General features: G+C 74.5%; 13 protein-coding genes. 9 read left to right on the top strand and 4 right to left on the bottom strand.

Going from position 1 to position 17,317, the window contains the following annotated elements:
• Positions 1–161 precede the first annotated feature (161 nt).
• From lpdA to AC02VZ_RS02450, 6 genes are all read left to right on the top strand, one after another.
• Positions 162–1,550 carry a dihydrolipoyl dehydrogenase gene (gene lpdA, locus AC02VZ_RS02475; protein WP_432055291.1) on the top strand — a complete coding sequence of 463 codons (1,389 nt, stop codon included), beginning with the start codon at positions 162–164 and terminating at the stop codon, positions 1,548–1,550.
• 62 nt (positions 1,551–1,612) lie between these two features.
• Positions 1,613–3,412 carry a 2-oxoglutarate dehydrogenase, E2 component, dihydrolipoamide succinyltransferase gene (sucB, locus tag AC02VZ_RS02470; protein WP_476474399.1) on the top strand — a complete coding sequence of 600 codons (1,800 nt, stop codon included), beginning with the start codon at positions 1,613–1,615 and terminating at the stop codon, positions 3,410–3,412.
• Positions 3,413–3,697: 285 nt separating this feature from the next.
• Positions 3,698–4,321, top strand: coding sequence for a GntR family transcriptional regulator (locus tag AC02VZ_RS02465; RefSeq protein ID WP_432055293.1), 624 nt, complete (start codon positions 3,698–3,700; stop codon positions 4,319–4,321).
• A 553-nt stretch (positions 4,322–4,874) separates the two neighbouring features.
• On the top strand, positions 4,875–7,577 hold the full coding sequence (aceE, locus tag AC02VZ_RS02460) for a pyruvate dehydrogenase (acetyl-transferring), homodimeric type (protein WP_476474398.1): 2,703 nt from the start codon (positions 4,875–4,877) through the stop codon (positions 7,575–7,577).
• 114 nt (positions 7,578–7,691) lie between these two features.
• Positions 7,692–8,666, top strand: coding sequence for a helix-turn-helix transcriptional regulator (locus AC02VZ_RS02455; RefSeq protein WP_476474397.1), 975 nt, complete (start codon positions 7,692–7,694; stop codon positions 8,664–8,666).
• Between the two features lie 181 nt (positions 8,667–8,847).
• Positions 8,848–9,369, top strand: a complete 522-nt coding sequence (locus tag AC02VZ_RS02450; protein WP_476474538.1) for a DUF4240 domain-containing protein — start codon at positions 8,848–8,850, stop codon at positions 9,367–9,369.
• 466 nt (positions 9,370–9,835) lie between these two features.
• Here AC02VZ_RS02450 and AC02VZ_RS02445 read toward each other — a convergent pair whose 3' ends face one another.
• Together AC02VZ_RS02445 and AC02VZ_RS02440 are read right to left on the bottom strand one after the other, a co-directional pair.
• Complete coding sequence (locus AC02VZ_RS02445) at positions 9,836–10,030, bottom strand: hypothetical protein (protein WP_362089131.1); 195 nt, start codon at positions 10,028–10,030, stop codon at positions 9,836–9,838.
• A complete protein-coding gene (locus tag AC02VZ_RS02440; RefSeq protein WP_476474396.1) occupies positions 10,014–10,844 on the bottom strand; it encodes a peptidoglycan recognition protein family protein in 831 nt (276 codons plus the stop codon). Before AC02VZ_RS02440 ends, AC02VZ_RS02445 begins: the two co-directional genes overlap by 17 nt.
• Positions 10,845–11,133: 289 nt before the next feature.
• Here AC02VZ_RS02440 and AC02VZ_RS02435 point away from each other — a divergent pair, with 289 nt between their 5' ends.
• Positions 11,134–12,318 (top strand): MarP family serine protease, encoded by a 1,185-nt coding sequence (locus tag AC02VZ_RS02435; protein WP_432055297.1) that lies wholly within the window; start codon positions 11,134–11,136, stop codon positions 12,316–12,318.
• 177 nt (positions 12,319–12,495) lie between these two features.
• Here the strand turns inward: AC02VZ_RS02435 and AC02VZ_RS02430 are convergent, their stop codons facing one another.
• Positions 12,496–12,987 (bottom strand): N-acetyltransferase family protein, encoded by a 492-nt coding sequence (locus AC02VZ_RS02430; protein ID WP_476474395.1) that lies wholly within the window; start codon positions 12,985–12,987, stop codon positions 12,496–12,498.
• A gap of 73 nt (positions 12,988–13,060) precedes the next feature.
• On the opposite strand from AC02VZ_RS02430, the gene AC02VZ_RS02425 reads away from it, so the two are divergent.
• Together AC02VZ_RS02425 and AC02VZ_RS02420 are read left to right on the top strand one after the other, a co-directional pair.
• Positions 13,061–13,963: a TIGR01777 family oxidoreductase gene (locus AC02VZ_RS02425; protein ID WP_476474394.1), complete on the top strand. Its 903-nt coding sequence runs from the start codon at positions 13,061–13,063 to the stop codon at positions 13,961–13,963.
• A 212-nt stretch (positions 13,964–14,175) separates the two neighbouring features.
• Positions 14,176–15,573, top strand: coding sequence for an NAD(P)/FAD-dependent oxidoreductase (locus tag AC02VZ_RS02420; RefSeq protein ID WP_476474393.1), 1,398 nt, complete (start codon positions 14,176–14,178; stop codon positions 15,571–15,573).
• Between the two features lie 270 nt (positions 15,574–15,843).
• On the opposite strand, the gene AC02VZ_RS02415 is transcribed toward AC02VZ_RS02420, so the two are convergent.
• Positions 15,844–17,307: a regulator gene (locus AC02VZ_RS02415; RefSeq protein WP_476474392.1), complete on the bottom strand. Its 1,464-nt coding sequence runs from the start codon at positions 17,305–17,307 to the stop codon at positions 15,844–15,846.
• Positions 17,308–17,317: the final 10 nt, after the last annotated feature.

The following is a 17,317-nucleotide window of genomic DNA, read 5'->3' as shown; positions in this document are numbered from 1 at the left end:
CACACCACGGCCCCACGTCTCGAACGGCCTCGACAAGTGCGAGGATAGGGCTCGGCAGGACAGGGCCCCCACCGAAGGGCCGAAAACCTAAAAGCGGCCGGACACCAGCCGCCGACCGGTCACTGGAGACCGGCGTGGCGCACATGCATGGAGGACGTGACGTGGCGAACGACGCCAGCACCGTTTTCGACCTAGTGATTCTCGGCGGTGGCAGCGGTGGGTACGCCGCGGCGCTGCGCGGGGCTCAGCTGGGCCTGGACGTCGCCCTGATCGAGAAGGGCAAGGTCGGCGGTACCTGCCTGCACAACGGTTGCATTCCCACGAAGGCCCTGCTGCACGCGGGCGAGATCGCCGACCAGGCGCGCGAGAGCGAGCAGTTCGGTGTGAAGGCCACCTTCGAGGGCATCGACATGGCGGCCGTCAACAAGTACAAGGACGACGTGATCGCCGGCCTGTACAAGGGCCTGCAGGGGCTGATCGCCTCGCGCAAGGTCACCTACATCGAGGGTGAGGGCCGGCTGTCCTCGCCGACCTCCGTCGACGTGAACGGGCAGCGGGTCGAGGGCCGCCACGTCCTGCTGGCGACCGGTTCGGTGCCGAAGTCGCTGCCGGGCCTGGAGATCGACGGCAACCGCATCCTCTCCTCCGACCACGCCCTCGTCATGGACCGCGTGCCGAAGTCCGCGATCGTGCTGGGTGGCGGCGTCATCGGCGTCGAGTTCGCCTCCGCGTGGAAGTCCTTCGGCACCGAGGTCACCATCATCGAGGGCCTGAAGCACCTCGTGCCGGTCGAGGACGAGAACAGCTCCAAGCTGCTGGAGCGCGCCTTCCGCAAGCGGGGCATCAAGTTCAACCTGGGCACCTTCTTCGAGAAGGCCGAGTACACCCAGGACGGCGTCAAGGTCACCCTCGCCGACGGCAAGGAGTTCGAGGCGGAGGTCCTGCTCGTCGCCATCGGCCGCGGCCCGGTCTCCCAGGGCCTGGGCTACGAGGAGGCCGGGGTCGCCATGGACCGCGGCTTCGTCCTGGTCGACGAGTACATGCGCACCAACGTCCCGACCGTCTCCGCCGTCGGTGACCTGGTGCCCACGCTCCAGCTCGCGCACGTCGGCTTCGCCGAGGGCATCCTGGTGGCGGAGCGTCTGGCCGGCCTGAAGACCGTTCCGATCGACTACGACGGTGTCCCGCGGGTGACGTACTGCCACCCGGAGGTCGCCTCCGTGGGCATCACCGAGGCGAAGGCCAAGGAGATCTACGGCGCGGACAAGGTCGTCGCCCTGAAGTACAACCTGGCGGGCAACGGCAAGAGCAAGATCCTCAAGACCGCGGGCGAGATCAAGCTGGTCCAGGTCAAGGACGGTCCCGTGGTCGGCGTCCACATGGTCGGCGACCGCATGGGCGAGCAGGTCGGCGAGGCCCAGTTGATCTACAACTGGGAGGCGCTGCCGGCCGAGGTCGCGCAGCTGGTCCACGCCCACCCGACGCAGAACGAGGCGCTCGGGGAGGCCCACCTGGCGCTGGCCGGCAAGCCCCTCCACTCCCACGACTGACGCCTTCCGTCTTCGGGCGCGACGACACAGACTTCCGCAATTCGTAAGGAGCAACCGAAACCATGGCGGTTTCCGTAACCCTTCCGGCGCTCGGCGAGAGCGTCACCGAGGGCACTGTCACTCGCTGGCTGAAGGCCGAGGGTGAGCGCGTCGAGGCCGACGAGCCGCTGCTCGAGGTCTCCACCGACAAGGTCGACACCGAGATCCCGGCGCCCGCGTCCGGCGTGCTGTCCTCCATCAAGGTCGCCGAGGACGAGACGGTCGAGGTCGGCGCCGAGCTGGCCCTGATCGACGACGGCAGCGGTGGTGGCGGCGCGGCCGAGGCGCCCGCCGCCGAGCAGGCCCCGGCGGCCGAGCAGGCCGCTCCCCCGGCCCCGGCCCCCGAGCCGCAGGCGCAGCCGTCCACCGAGCAGTCCGCGCCGGCCCCGGCTCCCACCGCCGACGCGTCGGCGGGCGGCGGTTCCGCCGAGGGCACGGACGTGGTCCTGCCCGCGCTCGGCGAGTCCGTCACCGAGGGCACCGTCACCCGCTGGCTGAAGTCGGTCGGTGACAGCGTCGAGGCCGACGAGCCGCTGCTGGAGGTGTCGACGGACAAGGTCGACACCGAGATTCCCGCCCCCGCCTCCGGCACCCTGCTGGAGATCGTGGTCGGCGAGGACGAGACCGCCGAGGTCGGCGCCAAGCTGGCCGTCATCGGCGAGGCGGGTGCCGCTCCGGCAGCCGCTCCCGCCCCGGCCGAGCCGCAGGCCCCGGCCCAGCCCGAGCCCGCCCCGGCTCCGCAGCAGCAGGCCCCGGCCCAGCCCGAGCCCGCTCCGGCCCCGGCGCCCACTCCGGCTCCGGCTCCGCAGCAGCAGGCGGCTCCCGCCCCGGCGCCCGCACCGGCTCCGGCTCCTGCCCCGCAGCAGCCCGCTCCGGCCGCCGCGAAGCCGGCCGACGAGGGTGCCTACGTGACCCCGCTGGTGCGCAAGCTGGCCGCCGAGAAGGGCGTCGACCTGTCCACCGTCAAGGGCAGCGGCGTCGGCGGCCGGATCCGCAAGCAGGACGTCGAGGCCGCCGCCGAGGCCGCGAAGGCCGCCCCGGCCGCCGCTCCGGCCGCAGCCGCTCCGGCCGCCCGGAAGAGCCCGGTGCTGGAGGCCTCCCCGCTGCGCGGCCAGACCGTGAAGATGCCGCGGATCCGCAAGGTCATCGGCGACAACATGGTCAAGGCCCTGCGGGAGCAGGCCCAGCTGTCCTCGGTCGTCGAGGTCGACGTCACCCGGCTGATGAAGCTGCGCGGCCAGGCCAAGGACGCGTTCGCGGCGCGCGAGGGCGTCAAGCTCTCCCCGATGCCGTTCTTCGTCAAGGCCGCCGCGCAGGCGCTGAAGGCCCACCCGGTCATCAACGCCAAGATCAACGAGGCCGAGGGGACCATCACCTACTTCGACACCGAGAACATCGGTATCGCGGTGGACTCCGAGAAGGGCCTGATGACCCCGGTCATCAAGAACGCCGGTGACCTCAACATCGCCGGCATCGCCAAGGCCACGGCCGAGCTGGCGGGCAAGGTCCGCGGCAGCAAGATCACCCCGGACGAGCTGTCCGGCGCGACCTTCACCATCAGCAACACCGGGTCGCGCGGCGCGCTGTTCGACACGATCATCGTGCCGCCGGGCCAGGTCGCCATCCTCGGCATCGGTGCCACGGTCAAGCGTCCTGCCGTCATCGAGACGGAGGAGGGCACGGTCATCGGCGTCCGCGACATGACCTACCTGACGCTCTCCTACGACCACCGTCTGGTGGACGGCGCCGACGCGGCCCGTTACCTGACGGCCGTCAAGGCGATCCTGGAGGCGGGCGAGTTCGAGGTCGAGCTCGGCCTGTAGCCGACGCCGCCGAGCGCAGGGGTGCCCCCGTCCGGAGTCTCCGGGCGGGGGCACCTGCCGTGCGGGGGTCCGCCGTGCGGGGGGCCTGCCGTGCGGTGGCACCTGCCGTGCCGGGGGCGCAGGGCGCGCGGTGCGGACCGGGCGACGTCACAGACGTCGTGTAAGTCTCGTCTCACCTGGGCGAAAGCGCCCCCGTGCGCCCCACCGGTCCGGCGCGGCGGCCGTATTGTCTTTAGCGTCGAACGCCCTCAGGGGACCGGTGGGGCCCCCGCGTAAGGAGCTCTCATGACCGCGCCCGTCGTCCACTCGCTGCGCGAACAGATCCGCGAGCACATCCTGGAAGGGATCATCAGCGGGCGCTGGCAGCCGGGTGAGCGCATCGTGGAGCGGCGGATCGCGACGGAGCTGGAGGTCAGCCAGACGCCGGTGCGCGAGGCGCTGCGCGAACTGGAGTCGCTGCGGCTGATCGAGTCGGCGCCGAACAAAGGGGTGCGGGTCCGCAATCTGACGGCCGCCGACCTGGAGGAGAGCTACCCGGTGCGGGCCGGCCTGGAGGCGATCGCGGCGGAGCTGGCGGCGGACCGGCTGGCCGAGGACTGCTCGGCGCTGGAGCCGCACGTCGCGGCCCTGTACGAGGCGGACCGCCTGGCGGACGGTACCGGTCAGGTGCGGCACACGGTCGCCTTCCACCGGGAGCTGGTCCGCGCGGCCGGCAACTCGGTGCTCCTGCACACCTGGGAGGGCCTGGGCATCGAGGTGTTCACGGCGCTGTCGATCCGCTGGCTGGGCACGGTCCAGCAGTCCTACGCGGAGGAGCACGAGGAACTGGTGGCCGCGTTCCGGCGCCGGGACCCGCGCATCGCCGAGATGGTCAAGGCCCACGTGCTGGGGTGCGCCCCGCGGGCCTGAGCGTCCGCCGGGCCCGGCCCTCGGGGCTCGGGCCCGCGGGGACGCCCTGTGGTCGCGGGTCGCGGGAGCGGGCGCGGGGCGCGGGCGCGGGTCGGGACCCCCGCCGGGGTCGCGGGCCCGGGTCCTCAGCGCGAGGCGCGGGCCCCCGCCGAGATCGTGCCCGCGTCAGGGCGCACGCCCGGGTCGGAGGTGCACGCCCGGGACGGGAGCGCACGGCCCGCGTGGGAGCGCGTGGTCCGCGTCGAGGTCGCGGGGCCCGCGTCGGGGTCGCGTGCCCCCTGTCGCCAAACGGGCGCGGGGCCGCTCATACGCCGTCCGACCTGCGAGAACAAGGCGTTTCGCGGTCACCGAGTGCCAGCATCCAAGGCACCGCGTGCCGACTTTCTCGTCATCAAGAGATTTTCGCCCGGGAACCTTTGATCGATCATCGATCAGCGGGTTATTGTCGCCAGCGGGCTCTCACCCGAGCCTCCAGCCCTGTCCTGCCAAAGACCTAGGGCACCCCCGAACCCCTGCTGTGAGGGAACCCCCTTCGACTGAGGAAGGCGGCGACATGACCGACCCCAAGGCTGTCCGTCCGAGCGAGCTCGACCAGCTTCCGGACCGCGACCCCGAGGAGACCGCCGAGTGGCGGGCCTCCCTGGACGCCGTCACCGAGGCGGCCGGCCCGCACCGTGCCGCGTACCTGATGCGCCGCACCCTGGAGCACGCCGAGGGCGCCGGCCTGCCGCTGCCGAAGCTGCTGGAGACCGACTACGTCAACTCCATCCCCACGTCCGCCGAGCCCGCCGTGGACGGCGACGAGGAGCTGGAGTCCCGGATCACCGCGTGGAACCGCTGGAACGCGGCCGCGATGGTCACCCGCGGCAGCAAGTACGGCGTCGGCGGCCACATCGCCACCTTCGCCTCCGCGGCCTGGCTCTACGAGACCGGCTTCAACCACTTCTTCAAGGGCAAGGAGGCGGACGGCTCCGGCGACCAGCTCTACATCCAGGGCCACGCCTCCCCCGGCATCTACGCCCGCGCGTTCCTCGACGGCCGGATCAGTGAGCGGCAGCTCGACAACTTCCGCCGCGAGGCCGGCGGCGACGGCCTGCCGTCGTACCCGCACCCGCGGCGCCTGCCCTGGCTGTGGGAGTTCCCCACGGTCTCCATGGGCCTCGGCCCGATCTCCGCGATCTACCAGGCGCGGTTCAACCGCTACCTGACCAGCCGCGGCATCAAGGACCTGTCGAACTCCCACGTCTGGGCGTTCCTCGGCGACGGCGAGATGGACGAGCCGGAGTCGACCAGCGCCCTGACCCTCGCCGCCCGCGAGGGCCTGGACAACCTGACCTTCGTCGTCAACTGCAACCTGCAGCGCCTCGACGGTCCGGTCCGCGCCAACTTCAAGATCGTGCAGGAGCTGGAGGCCCAGTTCCGCGGCGCCGGCTGGAACGTGATCAAGACGCTGTGGGGCACCGCCTGGGACGAGCTGTTCCAGCTCGACACCACGGGCGCCCTGGTCCGCCGGCTGCGCGAGGTACCGGACGCGCAGGTGCAGACGTACCAGACGCGCGACGCGGCCTACATCCGCGAGGACTTCTTCGGCAAGGACCCGGCGCTCGCCGAGATGGCGAAGCTGCTGAGCGACGACAAGATCCTCGAGTGCTTCCACGACTCGCGCGGCGGCCACGAGGCCCGCAAGGTCTACGCCGCCTACCGGGCCGCGGTGTCCCACCAGGGCGCGCCGACGGTGATCCTGGCCCAGACGGTCAAGGGCCACACCCTCGGTGAGGGCTTCGCCTCGAAGAACGCCAACCACCAGATGAAGAAGCTCTCGGTGGACGAGTTCAAGGCGATGCGCGACCGCCTCGGCCTGCCGATCAGCGACAGCGCCTTCGCCGACGGCGAGGTCCCCTACGCCCACCCGGGCGCCGACTCCCCCGAGGTCCGCTACCTCCAGGAGCGCCGTGCCGCCCTCGGCGGTCCGGCCCCGGCCCGCCGCGTCCACCCGGTCGCGCCGCTGCCCCAGCCCGCCGACAAGGCGTTCACCGCCTTCGACAAGGGCTCCGGCTCGCAGAACGTCGCCACCACCATGGCGTTCGTCCGCCTGGTCAAGGACCTGGTGCGCGACAAGGAGACCGGGAAGCGCTGGGTGCCGATCGTGCCCGACGAGGCGCGCACCTTCGGCATGGAGTCGCTGTTCCCGTCGCTGGGCATCTACTCGCCCAAGGGCCAGACGTACGAGCCGGTCGACCGCGACCAGCTGATGTACTACAAGGAGGCCACCAACGGCCAGATCCTCAACGAGGGGATCACCGAGGCCGGGGCCATGGCCGAGTTCATCGCCGCCTCGACGTCGTACGCGACGCACGGCGAGACGATGATCCCGTTCTACATCTACTACTCGATGTTCGGCTGGCAGCGCACCGGCGACCAGATGTGGCAGCTCGGCGACCAGCTCGGCCGCGGCTTCCTGGTCGGCGCCACGGCGGGCCGCACCACGCTGACCGGCGAGGGCCTCCAGCACGCCGACGGCCACTCCCCGGTCATCGCGGCGACCAACCCGGCCGCGCTGACCTACGACCCGGCGTTCGCCTACGAGCTCGCGGTCGTCGTCAAGGAGGGTCTGCGCCGGATGTTCGGCGAGGGCCGGCCGGACGAGGACCAGAACGTCTTCTACTACCTGACGGTCTACAACGAGCCGCTGCCGCAGCCCGCCAAGCCGTCGGTGCCGGGCATCGACGAGGGCATCGTCAAGGGCCTGTACCGCTTCAACACGGCCGAGTCCGCCGGACTCACCCCGGCGGCGAACGCCCCGCGGATCCAGCTGCTGGGCTCCGGCACGGCGATCCACTGGGCGCTGAAGGCGCAGCGGCTGCTCGCCGAGGAGTGGGGCGTGGCCGCCGACGTCTGGTCCGCCACCTCCTGGACGGAGCTGCGCCGGGACGCCATGGAGGCGGACGAGGCGCTGCTGCGCGGCGAGGAGCGGGTGCCGTACGTGCGCCAGGCGCTCCAGGGTGCCCAGGGCCCGGTGCTGGCGGTCTCCGACTACATGCGCCAGGTGCCCGACCAGATCGCGCAGTGGGTCGAGCAGGACTACTCCTCGCTGGGTGCCGACGGCTTCGGCCTGTCGGACACCCGGGAGGCCGCCCGCCGTCACTTCGGCGTCGACGCCGAGTCGATCGTCGTCGCGGCGCTCGCCCAGCTCGCCCGGCGCGGCGAGGTCCGGGCGACCGCCGTGAAGGAGGCGCGCGAGCAGTACGGTCTGTGACGGCCGGCGCCGGAACGGCCGTGTGACCGCGGCCCGGTGACGGTGCGACCGTGATCCGGTGAGAAGGCCCCCGCTGCGGCGGGGGCCTTCTCGCCCTTCTTGCATGATGGGCGCATGCGTGCTGCCCGGCTGATCAAGATGGTGCTGCTGCTCCAGTCCCGCCCCTCCATGACCGCGGCCGAACTGGCGCGGGAGCTGGAGGTGTCCGAGCGCACGGTCACCCGGGACGCCCAGGCCCTGTCGGAGGCCGGGGTGCCGGTGTACGCGGAGCGGGGGCGGGCCGGCGGCTACCGGCTGATCGGCGGCTACCGCACCCGGCTGACCGGGCTGGCCCGCGGGGAGGCGGAGGCGCTGTTCCTGTCGGGGGTGCCGGGCGCGCTGCGGGAGATGGGGCTGGAGGACGCGGCCTCGGCGGCCCGGCTGAAGGTGTCGGCCGCGCTGCTGCCCTCACTGCGGGACGCCTCCCGGACGGCGGCCCAGCGCTTCCACCTGGACGCGCCGAACTGGTTCCGCGAGCCGCCGACCCCCGAGCTGCTGCCCGCCGTCGCCGACGCGGTGTGGGACGACCGGCCGGTCACCGCCCGCTACCGGCGCGGGGAGGCCGAGGTCGAGCGGCACCTGGAGCCGTACGGCCTGGTGCTGAAGGCGGGCGTCTGGTACCTGTGCGCGCGGGTGCCGGAGCAGGGGGCGTTCCGGGTGTACCGCATCGACCGGTTCACGGTGGTGGAGGCGTCCGGGGAGCGCTTCGAGCGGGCGGCGGACTTCGACCTCCCGGCGTTCTGGGAGGAGCGGGCCGAGCAGTTCGCGCGGTCGATCCTGCGCGCGGAGGTCGTCGTACGGCTCTCCGCGGAGGGGGTGCGGCGGCTGCCGCACGCCGTGGACCCGCTGTCCGCCCGGGAGGCGCTGGCGGGGGCGGAGGGCCCGGACCGGACCGGGTGGGTGACGGTGACGCTGCCGGTGGAGTCCGAGGACGTCGCGCACACGCAGCTGACGGCTCTCGGGGCGGAGGCGGAGGTGCTGGCCCCGGCGTCGCTGCGGGAGCGGTTCGCCGAGCAGGCGGCGCGGCAGGCCGGCCTGTACCGGCGCTGACAGGCGTTCTGCCGGCCGGGGCCGAAGGGCCCGGGGCAGTGCGGGCCCGGCCGTTGCCTGCCCGGTGCCTGCCCGGCGTGCTCTGCCGTGCGCCGGGGCCGGCCGGTGTGCGGGGGTCCGTCCCGGAGGTGGCGCACTGCGGGTGCGTCGGTGGGGCGCAGGGCCGATGCTGGACAGCGTGATGGACGAGACGGAGTTCTGGCAGCTGGTGGACGCCGCCCGGGAGGACGCCGAGGGCGACCCGGAGGAGCAGGCCGATCTGCTGGTGGAGCGGCTGCTGGGGCTCGATCCGGACGCGGTCGTGGACTTCGCCCGTCACTTCGAGGCCCGCTACCACCGCGCCTACCGCTGGGACCTGTGGGGCGCGGCCTGGGTGCTGCTGGACGGGGCGAGCGACGACGCGTTCGACTCCTTCCGCTGCTGGCTGATCGGCCAGGGCCGCGAGGTCTTCGAGGGCGCCCTGCACGACCCGGACGCGCTGGCCGACCTGCTGGACGACGACTTCGACGAGGAGATCGACGGCGACGGGGAGGAACTGGGCTACGCGGCGGACGAGGCGTACGAACAGCTCACCGGCACGGGCGTTCCCGACCTCGGTCTGCCCCCGGGCCCCGCCGAGCCGGAGGGGGCTCCGCTCGACTTCGAGGACGAGAACGCCCTGGCGGAGCGCTACCCCCGCCTGTGGGACCGCTTCCGGGACTGAGGCCGCCCGGGCGGCGAGCCGTGCCCGGCGAGTACGGGAACCGCCCGCCTCGGCGGCCCCGCCTGCCCCGCCTGCCCCGCGAGCCGCGCATGGCGGCCTCGAAGCCGGCCGCCCGACGACACGGCGGGCACGGGACGGGGGCACGGCGGGCACCGAAGCCGCCCGATCGGGGGCGTGGGCACGGCGGGTGGAGGCCCTCCCGGCCACGTCGCGGGGCCCGGAGGGCACGTCGAGCCTGAGCGGCGAGGGGCCGGGGCACGGAAACCATGGATGGCGAAGAACCCCTATGGGACGCGTCGGGCCGGGCCCCGGGAACGGCACCGTGGGCCGGCCCGCTCGGACGGCACCCTGGTGGCGGTGGGAAGGCGGTCCTCCCAGGCGCCCCTGGGGGACCCCTTCCCGGCCCGAGCAGGTCCCCTTCCTCGGCCCGTACGGGCCGAGGAAGGGGACCTTCGGCGCGGCCGGGTCAGTGCACCGGATGGCGGTGACGGGCCGGGACCGGGGTGAGGGCCGGGTGGCGGGGCGCGGCGTTGGCCTGGGTGAGCGTGGAGGCGGTGTGGGCCGGGGGGCCCAGGATGACGGCCGCGGCTGCGCACAGGACCGTCCAGGGGGCGCGCAGGGCGCCGGTCCGGACGGTACTTCGATCATGACTGTCGTTCATCGGCCCTTCTCCGGTCTGCTTGCGTGCCGGACGGCAGGGCGGCGGACGCCTCCCCGATCCGGCGGGTTTCTCGTCGCGCGTCGGACGCGCGCCCCTGCATCTCGGCCGCCATCTCCCGGATCTGCGGGAGTCGGGCGTGCAGGGCGGCGCCCGGGCAGCTGGTCTCGTAGCCGTCGTTGTGACCCGCGACGGCGGGCAGGGTGGCGGCGGTGCCGGCCGCGTACCGGCTGCCGCCGTTGCTCGACACCAGCCGCACCTCGGCCCGCGGGTCGGTGCCGGCGGGACCCAGCTTCCAGGCCGCGAGGGTGGCGATGGCGTGCAGCATCGGCTTGGGCACCGGGGCGCCGGCGGTGAAGGTGCCGATGGCGGCGATGCCGACGGTGCGGTGGTTGAAGCCCTGGGTGTGGGCGCCGGTGACGGGCCGGTCGGTGCCGCCGGCCCGGCCCTCGTAGATCACGCCGCAGCGGTCGACGAGGAAGTTGTAGCCGATGTCGTCGAAGTCCCGGGCGAGGATCTGCCCCTCGTACAGGTGGCGGATGACCTCGGGCGTCTCGGCGCAGGCGTAGTCGTTGGGCGAGTCGGTGTGGTGGACGAAGACGGCGACGACGCCGTCGTCGTAGCGCGGTGGCGGCTGCTCCCGCGCTTCTTCGCCCACCCAGGTGGCGCGCGGCAGGATGTGGGGCCGGGGCGCCGTGTGGGCGGGCGCCTGGCGTGCGGCGGGCTGCGCGGTGGGTTCGGCGGCGCGTTCGACGCCGTGGGCGCAGAGCACCAGGGCGACGGCGGCTGCCGCGCCCGGCAGGCAGGCGAGCGGCACCGTGACCGCCCTGGGCGGGCCCGGGGTACCGGGCCGGCCGGGTATCCGGGAGGCGCGGCGCTTCCGCGCCCCTCGCGGTCTCCTGGGGACACGCATGGGTCCACTGTGGGACCGATCGGCTCCGCCCGCGATGTGTACTGTGCCACCCGGTGGAACCATCGTCCGGGTCCGCGGCGTTTTCCCGGGTGTACGCGCGCGGGGCGGCCCGCTTCGACGGTCGTTCGCGCGCGTGGCTGATCACCGGGCCCCTCCCCCACGTATGAGGGGGTCCGAGAGAAAGGCGGCGTGCGTGGACCTGCTCGACATCCTGCTGGTGCTGATCGTCCTGGCCTACGCGGCGTCCGGCTACCGGCGCGGGCTGCTGGCGGGCTGTGTCTCGCTGGCCGGCTTCGTGGGCGGTGCGGTGATCGGCGTGTGGATCCTGCCCTGGGTGATGGACCTGGTGACGCCGGGCACGACCCGGGCGACGGTGACGGCGGTGCTGACGGTGCTGCTGCCGGCCGTGGTGGGGCACGAACTGGCCGGGCGGCTGGCGCTGCGGCTGCGGCGGGAGCTGGACCGGGGCCCGCTGCGGGTGGCGGACGGGATCGGGGGCGCGGCGGCGAACGCGGTGGCGGTGCTGATCGTGGCGTGGGTGGCCGCGTCCGTGCTGGGCGCCTCCTCCTCGCCGGTGGTGACCTCGGCGATCCGGGACTCCCGGCTGCTCGGCGCGGTGCAGGACGCGATGCCGGACACCACCCCGAGCTGGTTCTCGCGGGCCACCTCGGCGCTGACCGAGGCCGGGTTCCCGCAGGTGTTCAACCCCTTCGAGAACGAGTCGACGGCCGAGGTCGCCGAGCCCACCGGGGACAGCGTCACGGCCGCCGCCACCCGGGCCGCCCAGCGCAGCACGGTGAAGGTCGAGGGCGCGGCCGGCACGCAGGGCCGGGAGGGCAGCGGCTTCGTGTACGCGCCGGAGCGGGTGATGACCAACGCGCACGTGGTGGCGGGCATCGACCGGCCGACGGTGCAGGTCGGCGGCGTCGGGCGGACGTACCGGGCGCAGGTGGTGCTGTTCGACCCGGCGAAGGACGTCGCGGTGCTGGAGGTGCCGGGGCTCCGGGCGCCGGTGCTGCGCTTCGAGGACGACGCCCGGCGCGGCGACCAGGCGGTCGTGGCGGGTTACCCGCAGGACGGGGACCTCGATCTCCAGGCGGCGACGGTCGCCAACCGCGTACAGGCCCGGGGCAGGAACATCTACAACGACGCGACCGTCACCCGCGAGATCTACTCGATCCGTTCCACCGTCCGCCCGGGCAACTCCGGCGGGCCGCTGCTGACCACGGACGGCAAGGTGTACGGGGTGGTGTTCGCCCGTTCGACGTCCGACGCGGAGACGGGCTACGTGCTCACGGCGGCGGAGGTCGCCGAGGACGCGGAGCGGGCGGCGGACGCGACGGCGCCGGTGGACACCGGCGAGCTGGTCACCTCGTAGGGCCTCTCGTCCGGCTCACTCCGGGCCCGGACCGCGGACCGGTTCGGACCGCGGACCGGTTCGGACCGCGGACCGGTCCGGACCACGGACCGGATCAGACCACCGACCGGTTCCCGCCAGAGGCCACTTCCCGCCAGAGGCCGGTTCCGACCAGGGACCGGTTCACCAGGGACCGGTTCAGACCAGGGACCGCCCCATCAGGACGTCGTCCGCGTAGGCGCCGCCCACCAGGAACTCCTCCGGCTGGACGCCTTCGACGACGAAGCCCTCCGAGGCGTAGAGCGCGCGGGCCGGGGCGTTGTGGCCGAGGACGCGCAGCGTGATGCGGCGGGCCCCCTGCCGCCGGGCCTCGGTGACGGCGGCCCGCACCAGGGCCCGCCCGACGCCCAGGCCGCGGGCGTCCTCGGCGACCGCCAGGCCAGCGATCTGGCGGACGTGCGCGTTGGAGGCGAGGGGCGTGGGGAAGCCGAGCCGCACGTAACCGACGACCCGGCCCGCGTACTCGGCGACGAGGTGGTCCGGCGGGCCCCACCGCTCGGTGAAGAAGGGCCCGTACGGCGGCTCCGGCCGCGGGGTGACGGCGTGCAGCGGGGACCAGGTGTCCCGGTCGAGCCGGGCGAGCCGCTCCTCGTCGTCGGGGCGGGCGGGGCGTATGCGCGGCTCGGGCATGGGGGCCACTGTACGTCCGGGACGCGCCGCCGCGGTCGCCCGTTCCGGGGCCCGGGACGGCAGGATGGGCGGCATGGAACAGTCACGAGTCGCGGTGGCCGGTGCGTCCGGTCTCATCGGTGGTGCCCTGGTGCGGTCGCTGGTCGCGGACGGGCACGAGGTGGTCCGGCTGGTGCGCCGGGCGCCCCGGGGCCCGGACGAGGTCCGGTGGGACCCGGAGGCGGGTGACGTGGACGCGGCCGGGCTGGCCGGCTGCGACGCGGTGGTGAACCTGGCCGGGGCCGGGGTCGGCGACCGGCGTTGGACACCCGCGTACAAGGAGCGGATCCGGTCGAGCCGGGTGCACGGCACGGCGGCGCTGGCGTCGGCGGTGGCGGGGCTGGCGGAGGGCGAGCGGCCGCGGGTCTTCGTCAACGGGAGCGCGATCGGCTACTACGGCGAGACCGGTGACCGGGAGGTCGACGAGAGCGCCCCGGCCGGGGAGGGCTTCCTGCCGTCGGTGTGCCGGGAGTGGGAGGGCGCGGCGGCTCCGGCCGAACGGGCGGGAGTGCGCACGGTGTTCCCGCGGACCGGGCTGGTGGTGTCGCGCGACGGCGGGGCGTGGGGCCGCCTCTTCCCGCTGTTCCGGGCCGGGCTGGGCGGCCGGCTGGGGGACGGTCGGCAGTACTGGTCGTTCGTGGCCCTGCACGACGTGGTGGCCGCGCTGCGCCATCTGCTGGAGCACGAGGGGCTGTCGGGGCCGTTCAACGTGACCGCGCCGCGGCCGGCGACCAACGCGGAGATCACCCGGGTGATGGCCCGGGTGCTGCGCCGTCCTGCGGTGTTCGCGGTGCCCGCGCCGGTGCTGCGGACCGTGCTGGGGGAGATGTCCGGGGACGTGCTGGGCAGTGCCCGGGTGCTGCCGAAGCGGCTGCTGGAGTCGGACTTCCGGTTCGCCTTCCCGGACGTCGAGGGGGCGGTGCGGGCGGCCCTGTGAGCGGATGCGACCGTCTGTCCCCGGGTCCGCGCCCCCTGTGACCTCTTCCCGTCCGGGTGCGGTCGGTATGCGACCGCCGTGCGCCCGTGCCCTGTCGATGCGCGACTGCCCCGGACCGGTCAGGTGCCTAACCTCGACCTGAACTCGGGTATCCCTGGGGCCTGTTGAGGGCATGACGTCTCCAGCGCCCGCGCAACCTCGAGGAGGGGCACGTGCTTGAGCCCACGCACCAGGCGGACGTCGTCGTCGTGGGGGCCGGTGTCGCCGGCCTCGCCGCGGCGCGTCGGCTGACCAGCGCAGGAGTCGGCACCATGGTCCTGGAGTCCGCCCGGCAGGTGGGCGGCCGCATGGCGACCGAGAAGATCGACGGCTTCCGGCTCGACCGGATCGGGCAGTTGCTGTCGACGGCGTATCCCGAACTACGGCTGAACGCGGGCCTGGACGGCCTGGTCCTGCACCCCTTCGCGCCCGGTGTCCTGCTGCACAGCGACGGACGGCACCACCGCGCGGGCGCTCCGTCGGGCGCCGGGGGCGCACGGGGCGCACTCCATGCGGTGCGCGCCTTCGCGAGCGCTCCCCATCCCCGGGGCGGGCCCCGGCGGCCGGCCGCGGTGCCGGGCCGTCAGGTCTCCGTCCCCCGCAGCCGCACCGGCGCGCCGCTGGGCACCGCGGTGGACCAGGCCCGGCTGGGGGCCGCGTTCACCCGGCTCGCGGGGACGCCCGTGGAGCGGGTGCTGGCCCGGCCGGAACTGACCGCCGCGGAGGCGCTGGTGGCTCGGGGGCTGCCGGCCCGCACCATCGACGGCTTCCTGCGTCCGCTGCTGGCCGCGCTGTTGTGCGACCCGGACCTCACCACGTCGAGCCGGTGCGCGGACCTCGCCCTGCGCTCCTTCGCGCGGGGGCGGCTGTGCCTGCCGGAGGGCGGCGCGGATGCCCTGCCGGAGCTGCTGCGGCGGGGACTGCCGCCGGGCACCGTGCACACCGGCGTCCGGGTCACGTCCGTGTCCACCACCTCGGTGACCACCGCCGAGCACGGCGAGTTCCGCTGCCGCGCCGTGCTCGTGGCGACCGACGCCCGCTCCGCGGCGGAGCTGCTGCCGGGGCTGCGGGTGCCGGACTTCCACCCGGTGACCGTGGTGCACCACGCGACCGACGAGCCGCCCGCCACCGGCACCGCGCTGCTGCTCGACGCGGACCGGGGCGGGCCGGTGGCCCACACGGCCGTGGTCAGCCGGGTCGACCCCACGCGGGCGCCGGCCGGCCGCGCGCTGGTCACCTCGACGGTGCTCGGTACTCCCCCGGCCCAGGTGGACACCGCCGTCCGGATGCACCTGAACCGGCTCTACGGCACGTCGACCAGCCGCTGGGAGACGCTGGCCGTGCACCACACCCCGCACGCCGTCCCGGCGATGCGGGCCCCGCACGACCTGCGCCGGCCGGTGCGGCTGCTGGCGGGGCTGTACGTGTGCGGCGACCACCGGGACACCAGCACCGTGCAGGGCGCGCTGCACTCCGGCCGCCGGGCGGCCACCGCCCTGCTGACCGACCTCGGCGCGGGCCGCCCCCTGCACACCTCGGACCCGCTGCCGACGGCCCCGCGGGCGGCCTGACGGGGCGGTGACGGACCTCCGCGGGCCCGGAGCCGCGTCCCGGCTCCCGGCCCGCGGGCCAACCCCGCGCGACGCCGAGCGGGCCACGGGTGCGCGTGGGCGGACGGCGTCGGACGGCGGCGCTTCCGGGCTCGGACGCAGCCGGGCGCGGACGCTTCCGGGTCCGCCGGGCCGCCGGGCCGCCGTCCGGTGGCTCCCGGCGGACCGGAGGTCAGGCGGCCCGGAGGTGCGGAGCTACGAGGTCAGGCAGCCCGACGGCCCGGAGGTCGGCTATCCGAGGGCCGCCACCTTGTCCCGGTAGGTGCGCACCGGGCCCGCGTCGCGGTACGGCTCCAGACGGCGCTCGAAGTCGCGCACGTACTCCACGGCCCGCACCGACCGCATCTCCGCCGCCTGGCCGGCCGCCTCCACCGCGAGCTGGCACGCCTGGTCGAGTTCGCCCAGGCCGAGGCGGGCGGTGGCGAGGACGACCCGGCTGAACAGCCGGCTGCGGGCGTACGCCGGCGCGCGCAGTTGCAGGGAGCGCTCGGCGTGCTGGGCGGCGGCGCGGAACTGCTGGAGGTCGCGGTGACAGTGGCCGAACTCGTCGGCGAGCTGGGCCTCGTCGAAGAACCGCGCCCAGTGCGGCACCTCGTCGCCGGGCCGGGCGGCCGCCAGGGCGCGTTCCGCGCGGACCAGGGCGGTGGTGCAGGCGCGCACCTCGCCGAGCACCCCGTGTCCGCGGGCCTCGGCGGCGTGCAGCAGCGCCTGCACGGCCGGTGGGACGGAGCCGCCGGCGCCCTGCTGGGCGACCCGGGCGAGCTGCACCGCCTCGCGCCCGTGCCCGAGGTACACCGCCTGGCGGCTCATCGTCACCAGCACGTAGGCGCCGTAGGCCCGGTCTCCGGCGGCCTGGGCGAGCCGCAGCGCCTGCACGAAGTAGCGCTGGGCGAGCCCGTGCGCGGCGATGTCGTACGAGGTCCAGCCGGCCAGCCGGGTCAGGTCGGCGGCGGCGGCGAACAGCCGGCGGCCGGTCTGCTCGCCGTAGGTGCCGCGCAGCATCGGTTCGCACTCGTGCTCCAGGTAGCGCACCAGCGCCTGCCGGGCGTGGCCGCCGCCGTAGGCGTCGTCGAGGGTGCGGAACAGCTCGCCCACGGAGCGCAGGGCGGCGATGTCGCCGCCGCTGACCCGCTGGCCCGGACCGCGTTCGGCGCCGCGGGCGCGGCGCGGGACGAGCCCCGGGGCCCCTGGGGGCCGGACGGCGGGGCGGCCCTGGGCGGGGACCCGGACGGGGGGCTCCGCGCGGGCGACCTTCTCGTCGGGACGGCCGATCAGCCAGTCCCGGCTGGGGACGACGAGCCCCGCGGAGGTGAAGGCGATCTTGCGGAGTTCGGCGTGGCTGCCGGAGTCCTTGCGCCACAGCCCGCTGACGATGTCGACGGCCTCCTCGGGGGTGGCCGCGAACTCCAGCCCCGCGTAGACGGGCGCGCAGGCGTCCAGGCCCAGGTCCTGCGCGGTGAGCCGGCGGCCCAGCCGCCGGGTGAAGACCTCGGCGATGAGGGCCGGTGTGGTGCCCCGCGGCTGCTGTCCGCGCAGCCAGCGGGTGACGGACGTCTTGTCGTATCTCAGGTCGAGTCCGTGTTCGAGACCGAGCTGGTCCACGCGACGGGCGAGCCCCGCGTTGGAGAACCCCGCTTCTGCGATGAGCGCGGCGAGCTGGCGGTTGGGGGTGCGCTGCGCGGGTCGTTCCGTCATCTGCTGTGCG

It is taken from the genome of Streptomyces sp. 3-6 (assembly GCF_056323165.1).
The sequence above is the reverse complement of the archived record's forward strand: the minus strand, read 5'-3'. Positions and strand labels throughout refer to the sequence as shown.